This window comes from Streptomyces sp. NPDC057694 (genome assembly GCF_042799415.1).
GTDB lineage: Bacteria > Actinomycetota > Actinomycetes > Streptomycetales > Streptomycetaceae > Streptomyces.
The window spans coordinates 151,704-175,616 of record NZ_JBHVIX010000012.1 but is presented as its reverse complement, the minus strand read 5'-3'; the positions used below and the strand labels follow the sequence as shown (position 1 = coordinate 175,616).

The window sequence follows — 23,913 nt, the reverse complement described above, 5'->3', positions numbered from 1 at the left end:
TGCGGAGACCCGGGGTCCGGAAGAACTGGTTTTCGGCACGACGACACAGCGGACGCGGACGCCGCCGTCGGCGTGAGCGGCGTGAACGAGCCGTTCAGACAAGCGAGTTGCGGCAATTGATCGGCCGTGTGTTCGCTGCCGCACTGCGTGATGTCGACCTCCCCGGGCCAGGGCAAGGCGCTGCACCGGAGAGCGACCCCGTGTCACGCACCGCGCCGTACGATGGCGCGGTGCTGGTCAAGTGGATTCGCTGCACTGTGGTGGACCGTCGGGGGTTCGAGCGGGGACAGCGGAAATGGGCGGGGCTCCTCGGGGAGCCGGGGTTCCGGGGGCAGGGCGGGGGATGGAGCAGGCGACGGCCGGATGTGGCCCATGTCTTCGGCTTCTGGGAGAGCCGCGCCTTCTACGACTCCTTCATGGCGCGCGCCCATGACCGGCTCGCGGCCGGCCAGTCAGGGACGTACAAGGACATGCAGGTGAAGCTCTTCGACCACCGCTTCGACGTGAAGACCGGTTTCGAGCCGCTGTTCACTGACGCGGATGTGGTGCGGGTGGCGAACTGCAGGGTGCACGCCGAGCGGGCCGAGCACTTCACCTTGATGCAGCAGAAGGTGTGGAATCCGGCGATGGCCGGGTCGCCCGGCATGGTCCGGGGGCTGTTCGGCGCGGCGTCCGACGAGGAGTTCCTGGTCCTGTCCATGTGGCGGTCGGCGGCCGAGCACGGCAAGTACCAGGTGGACCGGGTGGAGCGGCTGTCCCTGCGCGCCGAGACGGATGCCGACGTCTCCGACGTCTCCGGCGACATTGTGCGGCTGGATCCGACCTGGACGGTCTGAACGCGTCGCCACGCGCGCGTGCCGCCCGGTGCATGCGATCTACGCCGGATGGGCCGTACGAGTGCTCGAACCGGGCCGATCCGATCTAGGGTCGAGGTATGGCACGACCGCGGCGCATCGTTCTTGTCCGGCACGGCGAATCCGAAGGCAATGCCGACGACACCGTCTACGAGCGCGAGCCGGACCACGCTCTGGCGCTCACCGACACCGGCTGGCGGCAGGCCGAGGAGACCGGGAAGGAACTGCGGGACCTGTTCGGCCGCGAGCGGGTGAGCGTCTACGTCTCGCCCTACCGGCGTACGCACGAGACGTTCCGCGCGTTCCGCCTCGACCCCGATCTGGTGCGGGTGCGGGAAGAGCCGCGCCTGCGGGAGCAGGACTGGGGGAACTGGCAGGATCGCGACGACGTGCGACTCCAGAAGGCGTATCGCGACGCCTACGGGCACTTCTTCTACCGCTTCGCGCAGGGTGAGTCCGGGGCGGACGTCTACGACCGGGTCGGCGCCTTCCTGGAGAGCCTCTACCGCAGCTTCGAGGACCCCGACCACCCGCCGAACGTCCTCCTCGTGACGCACGGCCTGACCATGCGGCTGTTCTGCATGCGCTGGTTCCACTGGACGGTCCAGGACTTCGAGTCGCTGTCGAATCCGGGGAACGCCGAGGCGCGATCGCTCGTTCTCGGGGAGAACGGTAAGTACGCACTTGACCGCGAATTCGAACGATGGTGTGAACCGCGGCCTTACGGAGTCACCGGATAGAGTGGCAGGGCGATGACCGCTGACTCCTCTCCCGACCGGCGCATGGACCGCGCCCTGGCCAGCCTGCGGGGACTCTCCGTGGGGGACGCGCTGGGTTCGCAGTTCTTCGTCCCGGCGAACTATCCGTTGCTCAAGCGCCGCGCTCTGCCGGACGGCAGCTGGCAGTGGACCGACGACACCGAGATGGCGTGCTCCGTGTTCGCCGTCCTCGCCGCCCACCGCCGGATCGACCAGGACGACCTGGCGCGTTCCTTCGCGGAACACCATGACTTCGACCGCGGCTACGGCCCGGCGGTGAACCGGCTGCTGCGCCAGGTCCGCGAAGGCGGCGACTGGCGCACCCTCGCGTCCGCGCTGTTCAACGGACAGGGCTCGTGGGGGAACGGGGCGTCCATGCGGATCGCCCCGCTCGGCGCCTACTACGCCGACGACCCTGAGCAGGCCACGCACCAGGCCGAGATCTCGGCGTATCCGACGCACCAGCACCGTGAGGCCGTCGTCGGCGCGATGGCCGTGGCCGCAGCAGCGGCGCTCGTGGCCGCCCCGCAGGGACCGCCCCCGACCCCGCACGACCTGCTGGACGGGGTGATCGCGCTGGTGCCGCGCAGCGCGGTGCAGGCCGGACTGCGCCGGGCCAGGGGCATGCTCGACTACGGCGATCCAGGCACGGTGGCCGCGGTGCTCGGCTGCGGGCGCCGGACGACCGCGCACGACACCGTCCCGTTCGCCCTGTGGTCGGCGGCGCGTGGGCTCGGGGACTTCGAGGGCGCCTTCTGGAGCACCGCCCAGGTGGGCGGAGACCTGGACACGACCTGCGCGATCGTCGGCGGAGTCGTCGCCTCCGGCAAGGGCGGCGCGCCCTCGGCCGAGTGGGTCGAGCGTACCGAGCCGCTGCCGGGATGGGCCCTCGCCGCGTCGTCGCGCTGACCGGCCGGGGCTCTCTCGTACACGTACAGCGCCCTGCTCGACAGTCGCCACTGCCCGGCCCGTCCCTGGTGACAGGAGCGGGCCGGACCTGGACGCCGTGTCCGGGGGACGTGCCTTCGGCTAGAGGGCCGGGGCGCCGCTGAGCGATTCCATGTCGCTCTTGCGTACGCGGATGACGACCGTGGCGACGACGAGGGCGAGTACACCCATGGCGGCCGCGGGGATGAACGCCGTCGATATTCCGTGGGCGAGCACCTCGTGGCTCCACGGAGCCGGCAACTGATGCGTCTTGGCGAACGCGGCCTTCTGCTCCGGGCTCGCCTGGGACATGAACGACGTGACCTGCTTGGTCCCCTCGTTGCGACTGGCGGTGCCGAAGACCGTGGTCAGGATGGACAGCCCGAGAGAGCCGCCGACCTGTTGCGTCGTGTTGAGCAGGGCGGAGGCCGCGCCCGCTTCGTGCGGCGCCACTCCGGAGACGGCCGTGACCGTGACGGTGACGAAGTTGAGCCCCATGCCGAAGCCGAAGACCAGCATCGGCCCGAGCACACCGCCCACGTACGAACTGCCGGGGTCGATCATCGACTGCCAAGCCAGACCGATGGTGACCAGGGTGGCGCCGGTGATCAGGAACGGCTTGGGGCCGAGCGTCGGCAGCAGCCGCTGGGATATCCCCGCTCCGAGGGCGATCACGACGGTGACCGGCAGGAAGGCCAGACCGGCGCGGATCGGGGAGTACCCCAGCACGTTCTGCACGAAGAGCACGATGTAGAAGAACATGCCGAACATCGCGGCGGCGAGGCTGATCATGATCACGTACGTGCCGGAGCGGTTGCGGTCGGCGAACATCCGCAGCGGAGTGATCGGCTCTTTGGCGCGGGACTCGATGAGGATGAAGGCGGCGAGGAACACCGCGGCCGCCCCGAACGCGCCCATGGTGAGTCCGTCGCGCCAGCCGTCGGACGCGGCCCTGATGAAGGCGTAGACGAGCGCGACCATGCCGAGAGTCGAGGTGAACGCGCCGGTGAGGTCGAAGCGGCCGGGATGGCGCTCGGACTCCTTGATGTAGCGCGGGGCGAGCGCGGCGATGAGGATGCCGATCGGCACGTTCACGAACAGCACCCAGCGCCAGTCCAGCCAGTCCGTGAGGACACCGCCGGCCAGCAGGCCCACGGCACCACCGCCTGCGGAGACGGCGGCGAATATACCGAACGCCCTGTTGCGCTCGGGGCCTTCGGGGAACGTCGTGGTGATGAGGGCGAGCGAGGTCGGTGACGCGATCGCGCCGCCGACGCCTTGGAGTACGCGCGCGGCGAGCAACTGCCAGGGTTCCTGGGCCAGCCCGCCGAGCAGTGAGGCGAAGGTGAAGAGCAGGATGCCGGTGATGAAGACCCGGCGGCGCCCCAGAATGTCCCCGGCCCGGCCGCCCAGCAGCAGCAGTCCGCCGAAGGTGAGGGTGTAGGCGCTGACCACCCACGTCAGGTTCGTGGTCGAGAAGTTGAGTGCTGTCTGGATGTGCGGCAGCGCGATGTTCACGATGGTCGCGTCGAGAACGACCATCAGCTGGCAGGCGGCGATCACGGCGAGGGCGATGCCGGGTCGTGGTGAGCGTGCGGCCGGTTTTGGCCGGGTGGGCATGGGGTCGTGCGTCTGGATTTGATCGTGCGTCACAGGATGTCCCCCAGAAGCGAAGTAGTGAACGTATGCGTTCACTAATCGAGACCATAGCGAGCCGCTCTTGGTGAACGCAAGCGTTCTCTAAGGGAGTTGACCCCATGGAGTGGTCCGGGGTTGAGAGTTCAGGTGAATGCTCCGTGCGGGGTCGTCCTGCGCCGCTTGTTCTGGCCCCCGGTGCGCGGCCTGGGCGATTTCGGTGTCCGGGCCGTCGAAAGAAGCTTCCCCGCCTGACATCCTGGTTGAGAGCGGGCCCCGGTCGGGCCCGTTGATCTCGCGCCGACGGAGAGGCTGTCACCATGGATCCCCCATGAGGGCGCTGCTGAACGTCCCCGTCCGCTTCGCCTCGACAGTGGTGGGTCCCCTTCGTCGGGCGTGCCCGTCCGCCGAACTCGCCACACCGCGTCCGGACCGCTCCCGAACCGCTCAACGGAGAGAAGACGATGGTTACTTCGCGCTGGACGGCCGCCCCCGCTCGGCCGGCCGCCTCCCTGCGCAGGCGTGGCCCTGTGCTGGAACGGGCCATCCTCGAAGCCACGCTCGACCAGCTCAGCACGGTCGGCTGGAACGGGCTCACCATGGAGGGCGTCGCCGCCGGCGCGCAGACCGGCAAGGCCGCCGTCTACCGGCGCTGGCCCTCCAAGGAGGACCTCGTGATCGACGCCCTCCAGGCCGGGCTCCCGCAGGTGGACTCCGTGCCCGATCTCGGCAGTGTGCGCGAGGACCTGCTGGAGCTGTGCCGGCAGATGCGCGACGCCATGTTCTCGCGCCCCGGCTCCGCACTCCTTTCCGTCATTCACGAATGCGACACCCTCACTGCGGAACGCTTCCATGGCGTGATCATCCAAGGGGTGATCGAGCCCGGCGTGGAACTGATCAAGGAAGTGGTCAGCCGCGGAATTACACGCGGGGAGGTGCGTCAGGAGGCCACGGGTGCTTCCGTGTGCGATGTCATCCCGGCGATGATGATGTACCGCTCGAAGGTGTGCGGAAGCGAATGGCGGGACCAGGATCTGGTGGAGCTGATCGACGAGGTCATGGTCCCCCTGTTGCTGAGGCACGCGGACTGAGGCGAGCCGGGTGTCGCGCTGGGGGATCGGCGGCGTACGCTGTCTGGCGCCATGCCGTACGAAGCCCCCACCCACACCGTCGAGCGCTCATTGCGCGCCACCACCGGTGCCAAGATCATTGCCGGTGTCGACGAGGTCGGCCGCGGTGCCTGGGCCGGACCGGTCACTGTCTGTGCCGCCGTCACGGGGCTGCGCCGTCCACCCGAAGGTCTCACCGACTCCAAGCTGATCAGTCCCAAGCGCCGTGAGGTGCTCGCGGACCAGCTGGAGGGCTGGGTGACCGCGCACGCCCTGGGGCACGCGTCCCACGACGAGATCGACGATCTCGGAATGACCGCGGCTCTCCGCCTCGCTGCCGTGCGCGCGCTCGAGAGCCTGCCGGTGCGGCCCGACGCCGTCATCCTCGACGGGAAGCACGACTACCTGGGTGCTCCTTGGCAGGTTCGTACGGTGATCAAGGGTGACCGTTCCTGCATCGCCGTCGCCGCGGCGTCGGTGATCGCCAAGGTCCGTCGCGACAAAATGATGGCCGAACTGGGTCTCGACCATGCAGACTTCGGGTTTGCGGCCAACGCCGGATACCCGTCGCCGGTGCATCGCGCCGCGCTGGAGGAGCGGGGCCCCACCCCGTACCACCGGCTTTCGTGGGCGTATCTTGATGCGCTGCCCCAGTGGCGGCACCTCAAGAAGGCCCGCAGCTGGGCGGAAGCAAGCGCTCCAGAGATCGAAGGCCAGCTCGGCTTCGACTTCTGACTCTTGCGTTCGCACTGATGTGCCACCCGCTGGCGCGAACCACACCTGCGTTTGATAGATATCAACCCATGCCTCTCATTCCCGAGGAGCCTCAGATTCACGAGAGCGCCCAGGGTCCCCGCGCCACGGCCAGCAGCCGCACCGCGCCGACCCCCCGTCCTGTTCCCGGCCCGCGTCCCGCGGCGTCGTCGCGACCCGGTCGTCCGGGTCCCGCAAGGCCCGCACCGCCCGCGCAGCGCACGCCGCGTGAGCCGGCCGGGCCCCCCACGCCGGGGCCGAACGCCCCTGCCACTCCTTCGACTTCGGCCGCCCAGCCGCAGGTCCAGCTCATTCCGGCTTCGGCCGAGGGTGCGCTGGACGCCGCTGAGGAAGCCGTCGACCTGCTGCTCGACACCGGTCGCGCGCCGGGCGAGGTGCTGGTGATCACCACTGGTGACCCGCACCCGTGGGCCGCGCACGAGCTGTCGTTCGGCGAGGCCGCCTACTGGGCACAGCACGACGCCGGAGACGACGTCTTCTACGCCGATGCCGCTGCCCTGGGCCGTGCCACGGCGCGCCCGGTGGTCGTCGTCGCCCTGAACGGCGACGCCGACGAGAAGGCCGCGAAGGCGCTGCCGCTCGCGCTCGGCAAGGCCGGTGCCCTGCTGGTCGTCTGCGGCGACCCGCAGCGCGTCAACTCGCTGCTCGGCGCCGGGGTCTGACGCGCGGCTTGCCGGCTGCCCGCACCGGTCGACGGTGACCGGGGAGCCCGGCAGGCCGACGCGCGGCCTCGGCCGCGCTGTTCTAGCGCGCCGCGGCGCGGCGGAGCATCTCCGTCGCGGCGCCGCCGGTGCGCGGCGCCGACTGCTCGCCGCCGCCGAGCACCTCGGCCACTGATCCGACGCTGGGTCGGCGGCCGCCTCGGCCCTCGCCGAGCACCTGCCAGCCGTCACGCGTCATCGTGATGTACGCCCCACAGCGCAGGCCGTGCAGCGTGCAGGCATCGCGCAGCCCCCACATCCACGCACCGTCCTCCTCCGTCCACTGGATGTCCCCCTCACGGCAGTAGAGCAGGACGGCAGTGCGGACCGGGGTGCGGCGGCGCAGGTCGTGCGGGATGACCCGGCGCAGCTGTGACAGCAGGGCGTTGCGGAACGTCCAGCCGTCGGTGCCGTCCTCACGGCGGGTGAACGACGCGCTGGCACGCAGCCGTTCTTCCGGATCGAGCACCGCCACTACAGCGGTGCGCGGGATGGGTCGGTGGCGGGTGTGCAGTCCGCTGACAACCTCGCGCGGATTGCGCAGCAGGGGGATTCCGGCCGCCGCCCACTCCGCGGGTTCCAGCAGCCTGGTCGGTCGGTTGGCGGAATCTGCGGACCTCTCGGCGCGCATCGAGGACGCGGTCATCGATGACGCCGAGGACGGAGCGAATCCGAAGGTCACGGTCCTCCCTTCGGCTACACGCCACCCTTGAGGGCAGGCGGGATCGGACTGGGGGAGCGCACCGCGGCACAGCTCTATCCGGGCCACGGGGGAGCCGCGCGGGGAGCAGCTCCAATTCTTCCCGTCGTACTGGCGCACGGCAACGAGCAATTGGGGCTGGGGACCGGTATTTGGCGATGCGTCGCCAATATCCCTGCCCAAAGGCTGCGCCATGGATGCCTGTGTCAGCCCTGTACCGCGAGGACCAGCGGCAACACTCCCTGCGCGCCGGCCCGGCGCAGCAGCCGCGCGGCCATCGCCAGCGTCCAGCCGGTCTCCATGAAGTCGTCGACGAGCAGCACCGGACCGCCCACCTGTGCGAGTACCTCCGCCAGCTCGGGCGACAGCGTCAAGGTGCCGTCGAGGGCGCGCAGCCGCTGGGCGCTGTTGCTCCGGGGGATGTGCGCGGTGTCGCTGTCCGGCGCGTACTCGACCCGCCCCAGCAGAGGCATCCGGCCGACCTGGGAGATGCCCGCGCCGAGGGAGTCGATGAGCTGCGGCCGGGTGTGCGAGGCCATGGTGACGACTCCCACCGGGCGCGGTGGTGCGTCCGAGGCGCCGGTTGCCCAGCCGCCGGGGCCCTTGGCCCAGTCGGCCAGCACCTCCACGACGGCCCGCGCCACGTCGTCGGGCACCGGTCCGTCCGGTGCCTGTGGCGTGAGCATGGGGCGCAGCCGGTTGCCCCAGCCGATGTCCGAGAGACGGCCGAGAGCCCGCCCCGGCCCCGCCTGTTCGCCCGCGGGGATACGTCCCTTGAGGTCGATGCCCACCGCGGCGAGGCCCGTGGGCCACATCTTGCGAGGCTCCACCTCCACGCCGGGGCGCCCGAGCTCACCGCGTGCCGAGTCCAGCGCCGCCGAGGAGACCGAAGCGTCGAACCGTGGCCCCGCGCAGTTGTCACAGCGGCCGCACGGCGTCGCCGCCTCGTCGTCGAGCTGCAGGCGCAGAAACTCCATCCGGCAGCCGGTCGCCGTCGCGTACTCGCGCATCGCCTGCTGTTCGGCCTCACGCTGCTTGGCGACCCACGCGTAGCGCTCTGTGTCGTACGCCCAGGGCTGTCCCGTGGCGATCCAGCCACCCTTCACGCGGTGCACGGCCCCATCCACGTCCAGGACCTTGAGCATGGTCTCCAGGCGTGAGCGGCGCAGTTCCACCAGGGGTTCGAGAGCGGGCAGCGAGAGCGGTCGGTCGGACTGTGCCAGCACGTCCAGCGTGCGGCGCACCTGCTCCTCCGGCGGGAAGGCGAGGGAGGCGAAGTAGCGCCAGATCGCTTCGTCCTCCTTGCCGGGCAGCAGCAGCACCTCCGCATGCTCGACCCCGCGGCCGGCACGTCCCACCTGCTGGTAGTACGCGATGGGCGATGACGGGGAACCGAGGTGGACGACGAAGCCGAGGTCCGGCTTGTCGAATCCCATGCCGAGCGCGGAGGTCGCGACCAGCGCCTTCACCCTGTTCGCCAGCAGGTCCTCCTCCGCCTGTTGCCGGTCCGCGTTCTCGGTCTTTCCCGTGTAGGAGGTCACGACGTGCCCGCACTGACGCAGATACGCGGTGACCTCCTCGGCGGCGGCGACCGTGAGGGTGTAGATGATCCCGGAGCCCGGCAGTTCGTTCAGATGGTCGGCGAGCCAGGCCAGCCGGTGCGCGGCGTCGGGGAGCTGCAGCACTCCCAGGCTGAGGCTCTCGCGGTCGAGCGGACCGCGCAGTACGAGGGCGTCCGAGCCGCCGCCCGTGCCGAGCTGGTCGGCGACGTCGGCCGTCACCCGCGCGTTGGCCGTCGCGGTCGTCGCCAGCACGGGAACGCCCTGCGGCAGGTCGGCGAGCATCGTGCGCAGCCGCCGGTAGTCGGGGCGGAAGTCGTGTCCCCAGTCGGAGATGCAGTGCGCCTCGTCGACGACCAGGAGACCGGTGGCCGCGGCCAGCTGAGGCAGCACGTTGTCCCGGAAGTCCGGGTTGTTCAACCGCTCCGGGCTGACCAGGAGCACGTCCACGTCGCCCGCCGCGACCTCGACCCGCACGGAATCCCACTCCTCCGTATTGGACGAGTTGATCGTCCGGGCGCGGATGCCGGCCCGCTCGGCGGCTTCCACCTGGTTGCGCATCAGGGCGAGGAGCGGGGAGACGATCACCGTCGGGCCGCTGCCCCGCTCGCGCAGCAGGGCCGTCGCGACGAAGTACACCGCGGACTTGCCCCAGCCGGTGCGCTGCACGACCAGGGCGCGTCTGTGGTCGGCGACCAGTGCCTCGATCGCACGCCACTGGTCCTCGCGCAGCCGGGCCTTGCCGCTCGGGTCTCCGACGAGGCGGGCCAGCACGGTGTCGGCCGCCGTCCGCAGATCTTCGTTGCTCATGCCCCCATGCAACCCGATGGCACTGACATCGCGCGAATGAGCCCGCCGAGCTGTGGACAACTCATGTCGTGTCCCTGATCGAGGTTATCCACAGGGCAAAACGGAATCTTGCGATCCGGTGCATGGTCGTCGCATGACGAATCACATCGAGCCCGTCGGAGCGTCCGGCGCGGCCAAGATCACTCTGCGTACCGCCGGTGAACTGGCGGAGGCGCTGCCGTACTTGCTCGGGTTCCGGCCCGACGACAGCATCGTTCTCGTGGCCCTGTACAAAGGGCGATTCGGCGGGCGGGTACGGCTGGGAATCCCCGAGCGTTCCGAGGACTGGCCCTCTGTCGCGCAGCAGCTGGCCCGCTGCCTGGTCGGCGGGTGCGAGCGCAGGGACGGGCGGCCGGACAGCGTGGTCGCGTTCCTCTGCCAGGACGGATCGGCCCGGAGCGCGGTGTCCGGGCCGCCGGTCGTGGAGCGGCTGCGACCGCTCGCTCAGCTCCTGCGCACCGAGTGCGGTGTGCTGGACGTGCCGGTGACCGAGGCGCTGTGTCTCTCCGACGGGCGGTACTGGAGCTACTGCTGCCCACGCCCCGACTGCTGCCCGCCCGAAGGCAACACCATCGCTGCCGACGGCACGTCGGTGATGGCGGCGACAGCCGCCTACGCAGGCATTCACGTGCGGCAGTCCGTGGCCGAGTTGACGGCGCGACTGGCGCCGCTGGAGACAGCCCTCGTCTCGGAGCAGACCCGCGCCCTGGACGCGGCGGCCATGGATCTCGTGCCGCGGATCCTCGCCGGCGCCCCGCGAGAAGAGGTGGAGACGCAGACCCTGGGCCTGGCCCGGCTCGTCCTGCGTCGACTCGCGGACGCGCCCGGCGTCGACGACGCGCTGGACGCGGACCTCAGGGATGACGAACTCCTCGCCCACGACGAGGCCGCCGTCCTGATCCTGGGGCTCCAGGACAGGCTGACCAGGGATCGAGCAGCCGAGTGGATGGAAGGCGAGGAAGCTCCGGCGGCACTGCGCCTGTGGCGGGCCCTGGCCAGGAGGTGCGTCGGAGGCTACGGCGAGCACGCCGCAGCGCCGCTGACTCTGGCGGGCTGGGTGGCCTGGTCGCTCGGCGACACCGTCGAGGCGGACCAGGCGTTGGAGATGGCGCTCAGCGTCGATCCGCACTACAAGTTCGCCCGACTGCTCAACGAGGCTCGTTCCGAGGGAGTGGACCCCGAGCCGGTGAGGCGGTCGTTGCGCCGCATCCGGGCAGATCGTGAGGCTGAGCCCGTGGTGGGCGACGGGATCGCTGACGACGCGACCGTCGACGACGTGTCTGCGAAGGACGGGGCCGCCGGGAGCGCGACCGATGAGGTCGCGACGCCACACGAGTATCCGGAAGGCGAGGAGGTCAGGAGCTCGGCCGTTGCGGTGCCGGGCGGTGCGGCGGACCCGGGGATCTCCCGGGCGGCCCGTGGTCTGGCGGCCGCCCTGCGCCGCAGGGGAGAGCGTCGTCCGGGAGCGGGCACCCGACCTGCCCGGGCGGGGACGCGGGCGTCACGACGACCGGCGCGGCGGCGCACGGGGCGTCCGCAGTCCCGAGGCGACGGATGAGGAGCACTGCGACCAGGGTCAGGCGGCGGTTGTTCATGGCTCTGTGGCGTTACTTGGGGCGGGGGCGGTCCGTTCACCTGAGGAGCGGTGGCGACGGCCGGGCAGCACCGCACTCCTCTTCAGGTTCCGTCGCCCGGCAGCATGCCGGCGCCTCGCGCGACCGCGCGCGAAAGGAGGCGCCCCATGCGGGAGTTGGAGCCGTGGCTCGTCACCCCCGGTGGCAGCCCCATATTCCGAGCGATGTCCCGGGCCGATACCGGTCCGGGGAACGCTGCCGCACATCTCGCGGGAAGCGAGCGGTGGACACGAGAGGAGCCGGAAGCAGGAGGGGAGAGGCCATGACGTCCGACGCGACATGGCCGTTCACGGGCCAGGCACAGGACGACGACCGGCTGGACCGCCTCGCCGAACCGCGCGGAGTGCCGCAGTCACCGGCACACACCAGGCCGGACGCGGCACCGAACAGACTCGCACGGTCCCAGTCTCCGGCCCCCGTCGCCGCCCAGCGCCGCAGCTGCGAACTGCCGCCCACGCACCGCTCGTTGATCTGCGTCTCCCTGCCCGGTCTCGCGATCTCCTCGGACCAGGGCCAGCTGACCACACAGGGACTGGAAGGCTTCTACCGCGCGGGACGTCGACTTCTGTCCCGCTGTCAGATCCGCGTGTTCGGACGTGAGCCGGTGGCCGTGCAGGCCCGTATGGTCTCCGCCGACCGTGCCCGTTTCGTAGCCGTGGTGCGCGCGTCCCCCGACGCCGGACCCGACCCGGACATCGTCGTGCAGCGGATCCGGCACGCCGACGGCACGGAGCGGATCTCTCTGCACAGCTCGGCGCTGCGGCCCCTCAAGGTTCCCTTGGAGGTGGCGCTGGGCACGGACCTGGCGGAACTCGGCGCGGTGGCCGCAGGACAGCCCGGGCGCGAACTGCCCGCGATGGTCCACGACGCCGGCCTGCGCTGGTCCTCGCCCACCGGCCACGCCATGGTCACGGCGTCCCCGGCACCCACGGACGCACTGGCCTCCGCAGGTCTGCTCCGCTGGGAGTTCGAACTGCCGCCGGGCGGTACTCGCACCGTGGAACTGCGGATTCGCGCGGACGGCGCGGGCAGCGGCAGGGGTGCAGGCCACAGCACGGTCCGGCCGTTCGCCATGGCCCAGGCGCACGGCGACGATCCACGAGTGGGGCCGCTGCTGCGGACCTGCGTCGATGACCTCCAGGCGCTGCTGGTGCGCGACCCCGGGCATCCGTCGGATGTCCACTTGGCGGCAGGGGCGCCCTGGCGTTGCGGTCCGGCCCCGGCGGAGTCACTGGCCGCCGCCAGAATGGCGCTCCCCCTGGGCACCCGTCTGGCCGCCGGCACGCTGCGCGCGCTCGCCCGTACGCAGCTGACCGGACCGGGAGCGGAATTCGGCCGCCTTCCCGGACCGCTGCGGCACGCGGGTCCCCTGGTCCCACCCAGTTGCACCGGTATCGAGGCCACCCTGCTCTTCCCGGTGCTCCTGGCGGAGGCCAGACGCTGGGGCCTTGCCGAGCAGGAGACGGCCGAGCTGCTCCCCGCCGCAGAGCGGTGCCTGCAGTGGCTGCGCACCAGCGCCCGGGAAGAGCCTTACGTGCCGGACCCGGGCCCGGGCGGCCCGCTGCGCTGCGAGACGCAGGCGCACGCGCACCGTGCCGCGCTGATCGGCGCGGATCTGCTCGATGCGTACGGCAGCCCCGGAGCCGTGGAGCTGCGGCAGTGGGCGGAGGAGCTGAGACGGCGATTCAGAGAGGACTTCTGGGTGGACGACCGGGGCGGCGGCCGGCCGGCGGCGGCCCGCACCGCCTCCGGCCGCCCGATCCCGCACCTGGGCAGCGGCGCCGCGCATCTGCTGGACACCGGACTGCTCGGCGCCGGTACCTACGCGCCGGGCCTTCTGGACAAGGTGCAGACCGAGCAACTGGCGCGGCTGTTCGGCAGCCCCGGACTCGACTCGGGATGGGGGCTGCGCACTCTGGAGGCCAAGGAGACGCTGTACAACCCGTTCGGGCACCGGACCGGCGCGGTACGGGTGCACGAGACCGCCGTGGCCGTCGCGGGCCTGTCGACGGCCGGATACGAGAAGGAGGCGGCGTCTTTGCTGCGCGGCACCCTGGCCGCGGCGGAGGCCTTCGCTCTCCGGCTGCCCGAGATGTACGCGGGGGAGCAGCGTGTCGAGGGCGGTGCCCCGCTGGCGCACCCTGCCTCTTGCAGACCGGCCGCCGTCGCCGCGGCGGCGGGCGTGCATCTGCTGGCCACCCTCGTCGGTATCCGTCCCGACGTGCCGGCCGGGACGGTGGCGCTGTCGCCCGTACGCGGGGCCCCGCTGGGGGAGCTGGGTCTGACGGGGCTGAGCGTCGGTGGACACGTGTTCTCCGCGCGGGTCAGCCGGCTGGGACTCGGGATGGTCGAGGAGGCGGCGGACAGTCTGCAGTTGGGGGTGTGACGGGTTCGGGGGCGGCTCTCGGCAGTCGGGCGCGGGTCGTCGATCCGGTGGGGAACGACGGGCGAAGGGAGTGTTTATCGTCAGGCAGACGACTATGATCGTTCCATGTCGCCCTACGACCCGTCGGCCTTCCCGCCTTTCGCAGTCACCGTCGATCTGGTCGTGCTGACCGTGCGCCGTCACGCCTTGTGCGCGCTGGCGGTGCGGCGCGGGGAGTCACCGTTCCAGGGGCGCTGGGCCCTGCCCGGTGGGTTCGTGCGGGACGACGAGGACCTGACCGCGGCGGCCGCGCGCGAGCTGTCCGAGGAGACGGGCCTGTGCGCCCACGACCCGGACGCGCCCGCGCAGGACAATGGCGCGCATCTCGAGCAGTTGGCCACGTACGGCGATCCGAAGCGGGATCCGCGGATGCGTGTGGTCAGCGTCGCCCACCTGGCGCTCGCGCCGGATCTGCCCGCCCCGCGGGCCGGTGGGGACGCGCACAGCGCTCGCTGGGCGCCGGTCGAGGCATTGCTGAACCGCGGTGGGTACGGGCGCGAGGGCGAGCAGGCCGAGCCGCTCGCCTTCGACCATGCACGGATCCTGGCCGACGGGGTGGAGCGGGCCCGTTCGAAGATCGAGTACTCCTCGCTCGCCACGGCCTTCTGCCCGCCGGAGTTCACCGTCGGCGAGCTGCGCCGGGTCTACGAAGCGGTGTGGGGCGTCGCGCTCGATCCGCGCAACTTCCACCGCAAGGTCACGGGGACCCCCGGCTTCCTGGTCCCCACCGGCGGTACGACGACGCGCCAGGGAGGCCGTCCCGCCCAGCTCTTCCGCGCGGGCGGCGCCACCTTGCTCAATCCGCCGATGCTGCGGCCCGAGGTCTGACCAACTCGCGGACACGGCGCCCTCGTTCGGCGCGAGCCCCCAGTCGCGGTGCCGGGGGCTGTATTCCGGCTGGCGTTTTTTCGGTCGTCCGAGCCACCACCCTGCCCTAAATGACAGAAATGTCGCGTTATCTTGCTGTGGTACCCACGGGGTTCGCCTGCCAGGGAAGCGGCGGACGGGCCCCGGCCGCCGAGCGGTCGCCCATCCTGCGAGAGAAGCGATGATCCAGGCCATCGGACTGACCAGCACCGCCCGCAAGGAGAGTCCGCCCACGGTCGACGACGTGTCCTTCGAGGCCGCCACGGGCCGAGTGACAGCACTGCTCGGCGCCCGAGGAGCGGGCAAGACGACCGTGGTGCGGCTGATGCTCGAACTCCAACAGGGCCGCGGTATCACCTACTTCAGGGATCGTCCCCTGCACCGCATCACTCACCCCGCACGCGAAGTGGGCGTGCTCCTCGGCGATGTGCCAGGGCATCCGGCCCGTACCGTCCGCGGCCAATTGCGCATGCTCTGCTCCGCGGCCGGCGTCCCTGTCCAGCGCGCGGACGAAGTCCTGGAGGTCGTGGGGCTCGTCAGCCTGCGCGATCTGCGTCTCGGCACCTTGTCGCGCGGCATGGACCGACGGCTCGGCCTGGCCTGCGCGCTGCTCGCGGATCCGCACACGCTGGTCCTCGACGGCCCGGCGGACGGTCTGTCGGGCCGCGAGAGCAAGTGGCTGCACGGGATCTTGCGGGCGCACGCGACCGTCGGCGGCACGGTGCTGTTCACCACCGACGACGCCAAGGAGGCGGCGCGGGCGGCCGACCGGGTCGTCACTCTCGACGACGGCAAAGTGGTTGCGGACCAGGAGGTCGCCGCCTTCGCACGCACCAGGCTGCGGCCCCGGGTCGCCGTCCGCAGCCCGCACGCCGCGCGGCTCGGAGTCCTGCTGGCCAAGGAGGCCCGCACGGCGAAACGCTCGGTCGAGGTCGTCACCGAGGACGGCAACCGGCTGTCGGTCTATGGCAGCAGTTGCGCGGACGTGGGCGAGACCGCGTTCCGGCACGGCATCCTCGTCCATCAACTCGCCGACGAGACCGGGGACGCGGGCCCCTTGGTGGCACTGTCCCCCCTCGCCGGCTCCGGGCCCGAGGCGGCTGGCGACGATCCGGCGGGCCGGACCGCACCGGCCCCCTCCGGTCCGCGCGCCCACACCGACGCGCGCGCCCTCGCTCCCGTATCCGAGCTGTCGCGCGAACCGTCCGGAACCACCAGCACCTTCGTGCCGCTCGGCGACCGGACGTCGCAGTCCAGGAGCACCAAGGCCATCACGGGCGACGGCCGGGCGAATGACGCTGCGAGCCACCCCCGAGTGTCCGCCGTTGCCCTTCCCTCGCTGCCGCCTCCCATCACGGTCCGTCCCGCACGCAGTCCCCTGCGCCCCCTGCGCTACGAGCTGCGCCGGACGACCGGCATCGCCACCGGGTACGTCACCCTGGCGCTCGTCGTCGCCGTGTCCGCGCTCCTTGCCGTACTGCTCGCCCGCGTGGGGCACACCCCGCAGCCACTGCTGCTCGCCGCATGGCCCCAGGCCCTGCCACTGCCGCCCGCCGCGGTGGGGGCGGGACTGCTCGGTGCCTTCGCCTTCGGGGACGAGTTCCGCCACCCCGCCCTCGCCGCCGACCGTGGAACCGTCCCGCACCGACTGGGGCTTCTCGCGGCCAAGCTGACCGTCTGCGCGGCGACGGCCGTCCTCATGGCTGTCCTCGTCGTCGGCTGCGACGCCGCGCTGCTCCACCTCGTATACGGACGGGAACTCACACAAGTTCCCGCCGACTGGTTGTCGCTGAGCGCGAGTTGGATCGCCCTTGTCGTGGCGTGCGCATGGGCGGGGGTTCTGGCGTCCGGGGTCTTCCGCTCGACGGCGGCCGGTCTCGCCGCCGTGGTGGCGGTTCCGATCGTCATCGTGCCACTCGTACAAAAGGCCCTTGAGGGTCCATCTGTGCGAACGGCGGCTGGGCTGCCGGGACGGCTGCGGGAACTCGCACTGCTGCACTGGCCCTTCGGCGCGGAGCGGTTCGTGGCGGCCGCCGTGCGCATGATCACCCAACCCGTGGGTGGCGCGCTGATGTTGTCGCTCACTGCGCTGCTCTGCGCATATCTGCTCACAGTGCTGCGCCCCAAGGTGCGATGACGACCGTCCTGCGCCTTCCGGAGTCCCCTCGCTCGCAACTCCTTGTGAAACGCCCATTTCTTTCCGATAAGGCGTCAATTGCAGCGAGGGCGGCGATCACCCTTTCGTGTGCTTTTCACCAAAGACCTCAAGGGAGTTGGGAACAGCGCCGACAACAGATTCCGTGAGTACCCTTGCGCACACCATGATGACCGCCGCCCGCTCCGCCGACTCCGGCCTCGCAGGACCGGGCGAAATCGACCGCTACCCCTTCGCGGAGTCGGCCGCCGACAGAGTCGGCGCCTCCGCCTGGGACAGTGCGGACCACGACCTCGGCCGGGTCGGCCGGCGCACCACGGGCAACCGGGGGCGCGGTCTGCACGGTCAACTCGTCCAGCAGCTGGGGCAGATGATCGTCTCCGGTGACCTGGGCGCCGACCGCCCGCTGGTGCCCGAGGAGATCGGCCAGCGTTTTGAGGTGTCCCGCACCGTCGTCCGCGAGTCCCTTCGCGTTCTTGAGGCCAAGGGGCTGGTCAGTGCCCGGCCGAACGTCGGCACGCGCGTGCGTCCGGTCAGCGACTGGAACCTGTTGGACCCCGACATCATCGAATGGCGCGCCTTCGGCCCGCAGCGCGACGATCAGCGGCGCGAGCTGAACGAGCTGCGCTGGACGATCGAACCGCTCGCCGCACGGCTCGCCGCCGGTCATGGCCGTGAGGACGTACAGCAGCGCCTTGCCGACATGGTCGAGATCATGGGCCACGCCCTGGGTCAGGGGGACGCGATCACGTTCTCCCGTGCCGATGCCGAATTCCACTCGCTGCTGACCCACCTCGCCGGCAACCGGATGCTGGAGCACCTCTCCGGCATCGTCTCCGCGGCCCTCCAGGTCTCCGGCGGCCCGGTCACCGGCTGCGACCGCCCCAACGAGACGGCGATCGGCCACCACGCGCGCATCGTCGACGCGCTCGCCGCGGGGGACGGCACCGGTGCCGAGACCGCGATGCGCCACCTGCTCACCGTCCACCCCGAAGGAGAGCGTGTGGTCCCGGCCCCGCGCGAGCACTGAGCGAGCCGAGCGCCGCAGCGAGAGGGAGTCGCGACCAGCTGTCGCCGGACGGTCCCACCACGTGCCCCGAGCATGTGTACGTGGGTTCGATCCGGCGACTCGGTCGTTGGGGGATTCGTCTGGGCTTGTCGCCCGTGTTCGTCGAGAGCCTGCGGAAGCTCGCGGGGTGACCGCATCTGCCCGTATCCGTCAGTTTTTGACCGCTTACGGGGTGTGACTCGGGCCACGCAGATTGGGCGTAACGCTCCTCGGGGCAACGCGATGACCTAAGAGGTGACAGCCGAGGAGGGAATACGGCAGCCGCTTGCGGCGCTGACTATCTCCCCGGTTCCCGCCCACGCCGTCGGCCCATCCCCAAGCCGGCGGTCGTCGGCTCCGGTCCACACAGGACGGGGCCGGAAGCCGTTTTCCAACGTTCCGAGAGGTTGTTCGTGTCGGCCAGCACATCCCGTACGCTCCCGCCGGAGATCGCCGAGTCCGTCTCTGTCATGGCGCTCATTGAGCGGGGAAAGGCTGATGGCCAGATCGCCGGCGATGACGTACGCCGTGCGTTCGAAGCCGACCAGATTCCGGCCACTCAGTGGAAGAACGTTCTGCGCAGCCTCAACCAGATCCTCGAGGAAGAGGGTGTGACGCTGATGGTCAGTGCCGCTGAGCCCAAGCGTCCCCGAAAGAGCGTCGCAGCCAAGAGTCCGGTCAAGCGCACCGCCACCAAGACTGTCGCGGCCAAGACGGTCACCGCCAAGAGGGTCGCCGCGACCACCACCACCGAGTCGACGACCACCGAGGCCGTCGCCGAGGAGGCCGCGCCCGCGAAGAAGGCCGCGGCGAAGAAGACCACGGCCAAGAAGGCCACCGCGAAGAAGACGGTCGCCAAGAAGACCGCCGCCAAGAAGACGGGCGGCAAGAAGGACGACGAGCTTCTCGAGGACGAGGCGACCGAGGAGACCCCCGCGGCCGCCAAGTCCGGCGACGAGGAGACTCCCGAGGGCCAGGGCTTCGTCCTGTCGGACGACGACGAGGACGACGCGCCTGCCCAGCAGGTCGCCGCCGCCGGCGCCACGGCCGACCCGGTCAAGGACTACCTGAAGCAGATCGGTAAGGTCCCGCTGCTCAACGCCGAGCAGGAGGTCGAGCTCGCCAAGCGCATCGAGGCCGGTCTGTTCGCCGAGGACAAGCTGGCCAACGCCGACAAGCTCGCTCCCAAGCTCAAGCGCGAGCTGGAGATCATCGCCGAGGACGGCCGCCGCGCCAAGAACCACCTCCTGGAGGCCAACCTCCGTCTGGTGGTCTCCCTGGCCAAGCGCTACACCGGCCGCGGCATGCTCTTCCTGGACCTCATCCAGGAGGGCAACCTCGGTCTGATCCGCGCGGTCGAGAAGTTCGACTACACCAAGGGCTACAAGTTCTCCACGTACGCCACCTGGTGGATCCGTCAGGCGATCACCCGCGCCATGGCCGACCAGGCCCGCACCATCCGAATCCCGGTGCACATGGTCGAGGTCATCAACAAGCTCGCGCGTGTGCAGCGTCAGATGCTCCAGGACCTGGGCCGTGAGCCCACCCCGGAGGAGCTGGCCAAGGAACTCGACATGACCCCCGAGAAGGTCATCGAGGTCCAGAAGTACGGCCGCGAGCCCATCTCCCTGCACACCCCGCTGGGCGAGGACGGTGACAGCGAGTTCGGTGACCTCATCGAGGACTCCGAGGCCGTCGTCCCGGCCGACGCGGTGAGCTTCACGCTCCTCCAGGAGCAGCTGCACTCCGTGCTCGACACGCTCTCCGAGCGTGAGGCGGGCGTCGTCTCCATGCGTTTCGGTCTCACCGACGGTCAGCCGAAGACCCTCGACGAGATCGGCAAGGTCTACGGCGTCACGCGTGAGCGCATCCGCCAGATCGAGTCCAAGACGATGTCGAAGCTGCGTCACCCGTCGCGTTCGCAGGTCCTGCGCGACTACCTCGACTAGTCACAAGCGCCTGTACGGCCACCAGAAGGCCCGGCACTCCTCTCGCGAGGGAGAGTGCCGGGCCTTCTGCGTACGCGGCTCTGGGCCGATCCTCGCAGTGCGTGCGAACCTCGCGTGGATCACTCTGGGTGTGCCAATGCAACCCAGAGTGAGGAGACCGAATGAGTCGTCACTTCGCGAGAGTGCTGACCGCGTCGCTGAGCGTGTTGGCCACCGCGGCCGTGCTGCCCGCGTCCTCGGCGGTGCCCGCGGCTGCCGACAGCGGGATCATCGGCGGCCGTCAGGTTCGCGTGTCCGACAGCCCGTGGACGGTGGCCCTCTCCAGTCGTGACCGGTTCGGGGGTACGCGCGCGGGACAGTTCTGCGGCGGCGTGGTCGTCGCGCGGTCCACAGTTCTCACCGCGGCGCACTGTATGAGCCAGGGCGTGCTCGGAGTGGCGCGCAGTGAGGTGCGCGATCTCAAGGTGATCGCCGGGCGCGACGATCTGCGCTCGGACGACGGCGCGGAGATTCGTGTCCGGGACGTGTGGGTCAATCCCGACTACGACGGCTCCACGAACTCGGGCGATGTGGCGGTCCTCACACTGGCCACACCGCTGCCCGAGGGATACGTCCTCCCGATGGCGGACGAGGGTGACCCCGCCTACGAGCCCGGCACACAGGCCGAGGTCTACGGGTGGGGCGACACGACGGGTGCGGGTGACTACGCGCGCACGCTGCACGCGGCACAGGTCCAGGTGCTGCCGGACGGCGTGTGCCAGGAGGCGTACCCGGGCAGCGCGGACGGGACGTATCTGCCCGCCTCGATGCTGTGCGCGGGCGAGCCGCGCGGCGGCAAGGACGCCTGTCAGGGGGACAGCGGCGGCCCGCTGGTCGCCCGCGGGAAGCTGATCGGCCTCGTGTCCTGGGGCAGTGGCTGCGGGCGTGCCGGAAGCCCCGGTGTCTATACGCGGGTCTCGGACGTGCTGCGCGTACTGCGGAAGCACTCCTGACGCGTCGTACGGACCGGCGTACCGATATGAGGACGGGCGGCCACCCCTGGGTGCAGGGGTGGCCGCCCGATCACCGGCCTGGTGCCGGAGCTGGCTCGTCGTGGATGCGAGGCGTCAGCGGTCCTCGGTGTCGGCGCTTGCCGGAGCGGCGGTGAGTCGCTCCGTCTCGTCCTGTATCTCAGCGGCGATCTTCTTGAGTTCCGGCTCGAACTTGCGACCGTGGTGGGCGCAGAAGAGCAGTTCACCACCGCTGATGAGGACGACGCGCAGATATGCCTGGGCGCCGCAACGGTCACAGCGGTCAGCGGCCGTCAGCGGGCTCGCGGGGGTCAGAACAGTAGTCACGTCGCCTCTTCTCTAGCTCGACGAGCTGTCGTACCAGGGTCAACATCCAACCAGGCCGAAAACGTTCCCGCTCGCGGCTTTTCCTCGAAAATTTTCTCCGAGGCCGGCCAGGTGCTGCCGGGTGGCGGCGAATGTGCCGTATTGCGTCTCTTACGTGTCTTACGGGTTCGCGCGTTCTGTCAGGTCGGTCCTCCCCGGCCGGCTTGCCGGTTGTTCATGAGGACGTGCCCGGAGCCTAAATGGTTCATGCCTGGAAGGGAACGTGATGTGTGCTTCACTCCATCGAGGGATCGAACATGCATGCGACCTTGGATTAGCCTGGGCTGAAGGTGAGGGTGGCGTGACAACGGCTCTACCAGGCCTCGGTACCCTCTGAGCGTCGACCGACGCCGGCCCTGTACCCACAAGGGCCCCATCTGAAATTCAGCGAGGAGCGAACCGCGTGACCGCCGAAACGTCCGTGCCGTCCACAGCGCTGCTGACCGGAGCAGACCGGGACGCTTCCAACTACACCGCGCGGCACCTCCTCGTCCTCGAGGGGCTCGAGGCCGTACGCAAGCGACCGGGCATGTACATCGGCTCGACCGACAGCCGCGGTCTCATGCACTGCCTCTGGGAAATCATCGACAACTCAGTCGACGAGGCCCTCGGTGCCTACTGCGACCACATCGAAGTGATCCTGCACGACGACGGCTCGGTCGAGGTCCGGGACAACGGCCGCGGCATCCCGGTGGACGTGGAGCCCAAGACCGGCCTCTCCGGAGTCGAGGTCGTCATGACCAAGCTCCACGCGGGCGGCAAGTTCGGTGGCGGCTCCTACGCGGCCTCGGGCGGTCTGCACGGCGTGGGCGCCTCGGTGGTGAACGCGCTGTCGGCGCGTCTCGACGTCGAGGTCGACCGCGGCGGGCACACGCACGCCATCAGCTTCCGGCGCGGCGTCCCCGGCGCCTTCGCCAAGCCCGGCCCCGACGCGCCGTTCGACTCCGCGGCACGCCTGAGCAAGGTCAAGAAGGTCCCCAAGGCACGCCAGGGCACGCGCGTGCGCTACTGGGCCGACCGGCAGATCTTCCTGAAGGACGCCAAGCTCTCCCTGGAGACGCTGCACCAGCGCGCCCGCCAGACGGCCTTCCTGGTGCCGGGCCTGACCATCGTCGTCCGCGACGAGTACGGACTCGGTGAGGGCGGCAGCAAGGGCGAGGAGTCCTTCCGCTTCGACGGCGGCATCAGTGAATTCTGCGAGTACCTGGCCCAGGACAAGCCGGTGTGCGACGTCCTCCGCCTGTCCGGCCAGGGCACCTTCAAGGAGACCGTCCCCGTGCTCGACGAGCACGGTCAGATGACGCCGACCGAGGTCCAGCGCGAGCTCGCCGTCGACGTCGCGATGCGCTGGGGCACGGGTTACGACACGACCCTGAGGTCGTTCGTGAACATCATCGCCACCCCCAAGGGCGGCACCCACGTCAGCGGCTTCGAGCGTTCGCTCACGAAGACGATGAACGAGGTGCTCCGGGCCCAGAAGCTGCTGCGCGTGGCCGAGGACGACATCGTCAAGGACGACGCCCTGGAGGGCCTCACGGCGGTCGTCACCGTGCGACTCGCGGAACCGCAGTTCGAGGGCCAGACCAAGGAGGTCCTCGGCACCTCGGCGGCGAACCGGATCGTCGCCAACGTGATCGCCAAGGAACTCAAGGCGTTCCTGACGTCCACCAAGCGCGACGCCAAGGCCCAGGCCCGCTCCGTGATGGAGAAGGCCGTCGCCGCGGCCCGGACCCGTATCGCCGCCCGCCAGCACAAGGACGCGCAGCGCCGCAAGACGGCCCTGGAGTCGTCGTCGCTGCCCGCCAAGCTCGCGGACTGCCGCAGCGACGACGTGGAGCGCAGCGAGCTGTTCATCGTCGAGGGGGACTCGGCGCTCGGCACCGCCAAGCTCGCCCGGAACTCCGAGTTCCAGGCGCTGCTGCCGATCCGCGGCAAGATCCTCAACGTTCAGAAGTCGTCCGTCTCGGACATGCTGAAGAACGTCGAGTGCGGCGCGATCATCCAGGTCATAGGAGCCGGGTCGGGCCGGACCTTCGACATCGACGCGGCGCGTTACGGCAAGATCATCCTGCTCGTCGACGCCGACGTCGACGGCGCCCACATCCGTACGCTGCTGCTGACGCTGTTCCAGCGCTACATGCGGCCGATGATCGAGGCCGGCCGCGTCTTCGCCGCCGTGCCGCCGCTGCACCGCATCGAACTGGTCCAGCCGAAGAAGGGCCAGGACAAGTACGTCTACACGTACTCGGACCGGGAGCTGCGCGAGACGCTGCTCGACTACCAGCGCAAGGGTGTCCGGTACAAGGACTCCATCCAGCGCTACAAGGGCCTGGGCGAGATGGACGCCGACCAGCTGGCCGAGACCACGATGGACCCGCGTCACCGCACGCTGCGCCGGATCAACATCGGCGAGCTGGAGGCCGCGGAGCAGGTCTTCGATCTGCTGATGGGCAACGACGTGGCGCCGCGCAAGGAGTTCATCAGCAGCTCCGCCGCGACCCTCGACCGCTCGCGCATCGACGCCTGACCAGCGAGGTACCGGGGGCGCGCCGTGCGGCGCGCCCCCTTCGCGTGGTGCGGCTCCACCCGTGGG

Annotated in this window: 18 protein-coding genes; 14 read left to right on the top strand and 4 right to left on the bottom strand. The window is 70.4% G+C overall.

What is annotated here, in order from left to right; translation table 11 throughout:
* Window positions 1-230 precede the first annotated feature (230 nt).
* From ACFVDP_RS25210 to ACFVDP_RS25200, 3 genes are all read left to right on the top strand, one after another.
* Window positions 231-836 (top strand): YdbC family protein, encoded by a 606-nt coding sequence (locus tag ACFVDP_RS25210; RefSeq protein WP_383493691.1) that lies wholly within the window; start codon window positions 231-233, stop codon window positions 834-836.
* A gap of 98 nt (window positions 837-934) precedes the next feature.
* Window positions 935-1,594, top strand: coding sequence for a histidine phosphatase family protein (locus tag ACFVDP_RS25205; protein WP_383493689.1), 660 nt, complete (start codon window positions 935-937; stop codon window positions 1,592-1,594).
* Between the two features lie 12 nt (window positions 1,595-1,606).
* Window positions 1,607-2,521, top strand: coding sequence for an ADP-ribosylglycohydrolase family protein (locus ACFVDP_RS25200; RefSeq protein WP_383493686.1), 915 nt, complete (start codon window positions 1,607-1,609; stop codon window positions 2,519-2,521).
* A 120-nt stretch (window positions 2,522-2,641) separates the two neighbouring features.
* Here the strand turns inward: ACFVDP_RS25200 and ACFVDP_RS25195 are convergent, their stop codons facing one another.
* Window positions 2,642-4,159: an MFS transporter gene (locus tag ACFVDP_RS25195; protein WP_383493926.1), complete on the bottom strand. Its 1,518-nt coding sequence runs from the start codon at window positions 4,157-4,159 to the stop codon at window positions 2,642-2,644.
* Window positions 4,160-4,638: 479 nt separating this feature from the next.
* On the opposite strand from ACFVDP_RS25195, the gene ACFVDP_RS25190 reads away from it, so the two are divergent.
* The 3 genes from ACFVDP_RS25190 to ACFVDP_RS25180 all read left to right on the top strand — a co-directional run bounded on the left by ACFVDP_RS25190 (window position 4,639) and on the right by ACFVDP_RS25180 (window position 6,719).
* Window positions 4,639-5,265, top strand: a complete 627-nt coding sequence (locus ACFVDP_RS25190) for a TetR/AcrR family transcriptional regulator (protein ID WP_383493684.1) — start codon at window positions 4,639-4,641, stop codon at window positions 5,263-5,265.
* A gap of 51 nt (window positions 5,266-5,316) precedes the next feature.
* Complete coding sequence (locus ACFVDP_RS25185; RefSeq protein ID WP_383493681.1) at window positions 5,317-6,018, top strand: ribonuclease HII; 702 nt, start codon at window positions 5,317-5,319, stop codon at window positions 6,016-6,018.
* A 68-nt stretch (window positions 6,019-6,086) separates the two neighbouring features.
* The gene (locus tag ACFVDP_RS25180; RefSeq protein WP_383493678.1) at window positions 6,087-6,719 is read left to right on the top strand and encodes a hypothetical protein; all 633 of its coding nucleotides are present in this window, start codon (window positions 6,087-6,089) and stop codon (window positions 6,717-6,719) included.
* 82 nt (window positions 6,720-6,801) lie between these two features.
* Here the strand turns inward: ACFVDP_RS25180 and ACFVDP_RS25175 are convergent, their stop codons facing one another.
* Window positions 6,802-7,440 (bottom strand): hypothetical protein, encoded by a 639-nt coding sequence (locus ACFVDP_RS25175; RefSeq protein WP_383493675.1) that lies wholly within the window; start codon window positions 7,438-7,440, stop codon window positions 6,802-6,804.
* A 224-nt stretch (window positions 7,441-7,664) separates the two neighbouring features.
* Window positions 7,665-9,827 (bottom strand): RecQ family ATP-dependent DNA helicase, encoded by a 2,163-nt coding sequence (locus ACFVDP_RS25170; protein ID WP_383493672.1) that lies wholly within the window; start codon window positions 9,825-9,827, stop codon window positions 7,665-7,667.
* 133 nt (window positions 9,828-9,960) lie between these two features.
* On the opposite strand from ACFVDP_RS25170, the gene ACFVDP_RS25165 reads away from it, so the two are divergent.
* From ACFVDP_RS25165 to ACFVDP_RS25135, 7 genes are all read left to right on the top strand, one after another.
* Window positions 9,961-11,424, top strand: coding sequence for a DUF4192 domain-containing protein (locus tag ACFVDP_RS25165; RefSeq protein ID WP_383493669.1), 1,464 nt, complete (start codon window positions 9,961-9,963; stop codon window positions 11,422-11,424).
* A 338-nt stretch (window positions 11,425-11,762) separates the two neighbouring features.
* Complete coding sequence (locus tag ACFVDP_RS25160; protein ID WP_383493666.1) at window positions 11,763-13,886, top strand: glycogen debranching N-terminal domain-containing protein; 2,124 nt, start codon at window positions 11,763-11,765, stop codon at window positions 13,884-13,886.
* A 105-nt stretch (window positions 13,887-13,991) separates the two neighbouring features.
* A complete protein-coding gene (locus ACFVDP_RS25155) occupies window positions 13,992-14,753 on the top strand; it encodes an NUDIX domain-containing protein (RefSeq protein ID WP_383493663.1) in 762 nt (253 codons plus the stop codon).
* Window positions 14,754-14,973: 220 nt separating this feature from the next.
* Window positions 14,974-16,929, top strand: coding sequence for an ATP-binding cassette domain-containing protein (locus ACFVDP_RS25150; RefSeq protein WP_383493660.1), 1,956 nt, complete (start codon window positions 14,974-14,976; stop codon window positions 16,927-16,929).
* 163 nt (window positions 16,930-17,092) lie between these two features.
* A complete protein-coding gene (locus ACFVDP_RS25145; protein WP_383493657.1) occupies window positions 17,093-17,977 on the top strand; it encodes a FadR/GntR family transcriptional regulator in 885 nt (294 codons plus the stop codon).
* Between the two features lie 431 nt (window positions 17,978-18,408).
* On the top strand, window positions 18,409-19,944 hold the full coding sequence (locus tag ACFVDP_RS25140; RefSeq protein ID WP_383493654.1) for an RNA polymerase sigma factor: 1,536 nt from the start codon (window positions 18,409-18,411) through the stop codon (window positions 19,942-19,944).
* A 161-nt stretch (window positions 19,945-20,105) separates the two neighbouring features.
* Complete coding sequence (locus tag ACFVDP_RS25135; protein WP_383493651.1) at window positions 20,106-20,936, top strand: S1 family peptidase; 831 nt, start codon at window positions 20,106-20,108, stop codon at window positions 20,934-20,936.
* A 114-nt stretch (window positions 20,937-21,050) separates the two neighbouring features.
* Here the strand turns inward: ACFVDP_RS25135 and ACFVDP_RS25130 are convergent, their stop codons facing one another.
* Complete coding sequence (locus ACFVDP_RS25130; protein WP_383493648.1) at window positions 21,051-21,281, bottom strand: hypothetical protein; 231 nt, start codon at window positions 21,279-21,281, stop codon at window positions 21,051-21,053.
* 442 nt (window positions 21,282-21,723) lie between these two features.
* On the opposite strand from ACFVDP_RS25130, the gene ACFVDP_RS25125 reads away from it, so the two are divergent.
* Window positions 21,724-23,847: a type IIA DNA topoisomerase subunit B gene (locus tag ACFVDP_RS25125; RefSeq protein WP_383493645.1), complete on the top strand. Its 2,124-nt coding sequence runs from the start codon at window positions 21,724-21,726 to the stop codon at window positions 23,845-23,847.
* The last annotated feature ends 66 nt before the right edge of the window (window positions 23,848-23,913 follow it).

Excerpts from the sequence above, each read along its gene's own strand:
- ACFVDP_RS25205 (WP_383493689.1), top strand. The coding sequence starts at position 935 with ATGGCACGACCGCGGCGCATCGTTCTTGTCCGGCACGGCGAATCCGAA.
- ACFVDP_RS25200 (WP_383493686.1), top strand. The coding sequence starts at position 1,607 with ATGACCGCTGACTCCTCTCCCGACCGGCGCATGGACCGCGCCCTGGCC.
- ACFVDP_RS25195 (WP_383493926.1), bottom strand. The coding sequence starts at position 4,159 with ATGCCCACCCGGCCAAAACCGGCCGCACGCTCACCACGACCCGGCATC.
- ACFVDP_RS25190 (WP_383493684.1), top strand. The coding sequence starts at position 4,639 with ATGGTTACTTCGCGCTGGACGGCCGCCCCCGCTCGGCCGGCCGCCTCC.
- ACFVDP_RS25185 (WP_383493681.1), top strand. The coding sequence starts at position 5,317 with ATGCCGTACGAAGCCCCCACCCACACCGTCGAGCGCTCATTGCGCGCC.
- ACFVDP_RS25180 (WP_383493678.1), top strand. The coding sequence starts at position 6,087 with ATGCCTCTCATTCCCGAGGAGCCTCAGATTCACGAGAGCGCCCAGGGT.
- ACFVDP_RS25170 (WP_383493672.1), bottom strand. The coding sequence starts at position 9,827 with ATGAGCAACGAAGATCTGCGGACGGCGGCCGACACCGTGCTGGCCCGC.
- ACFVDP_RS25165 (WP_383493669.1), top strand. The coding sequence starts at position 9,961 with ATGACGAATCACATCGAGCCCGTCGGAGCGTCCGGCGCGGCCAAGATC.
- ACFVDP_RS25160 (WP_383493666.1), top strand. The coding sequence starts at position 11,763 with ATGACGTCCGACGCGACATGGCCGTTCACGGGCCAGGCACAGGACGAC.
- ACFVDP_RS25155 (WP_383493663.1), top strand. The coding sequence starts at position 13,992 with ATGTCGCCCTACGACCCGTCGGCCTTCCCGCCTTTCGCAGTCACCGTC.
- ACFVDP_RS25150 (WP_383493660.1), top strand. The coding sequence starts at position 14,974 with ATGATCCAGGCCATCGGACTGACCAGCACCGCCCGCAAGGAGAGTCCG.
- ACFVDP_RS25135 (WP_383493651.1), top strand. The coding sequence starts at position 20,106 with ATGAGTCGTCACTTCGCGAGAGTGCTGACCGCGTCGCTGAGCGTGTTG.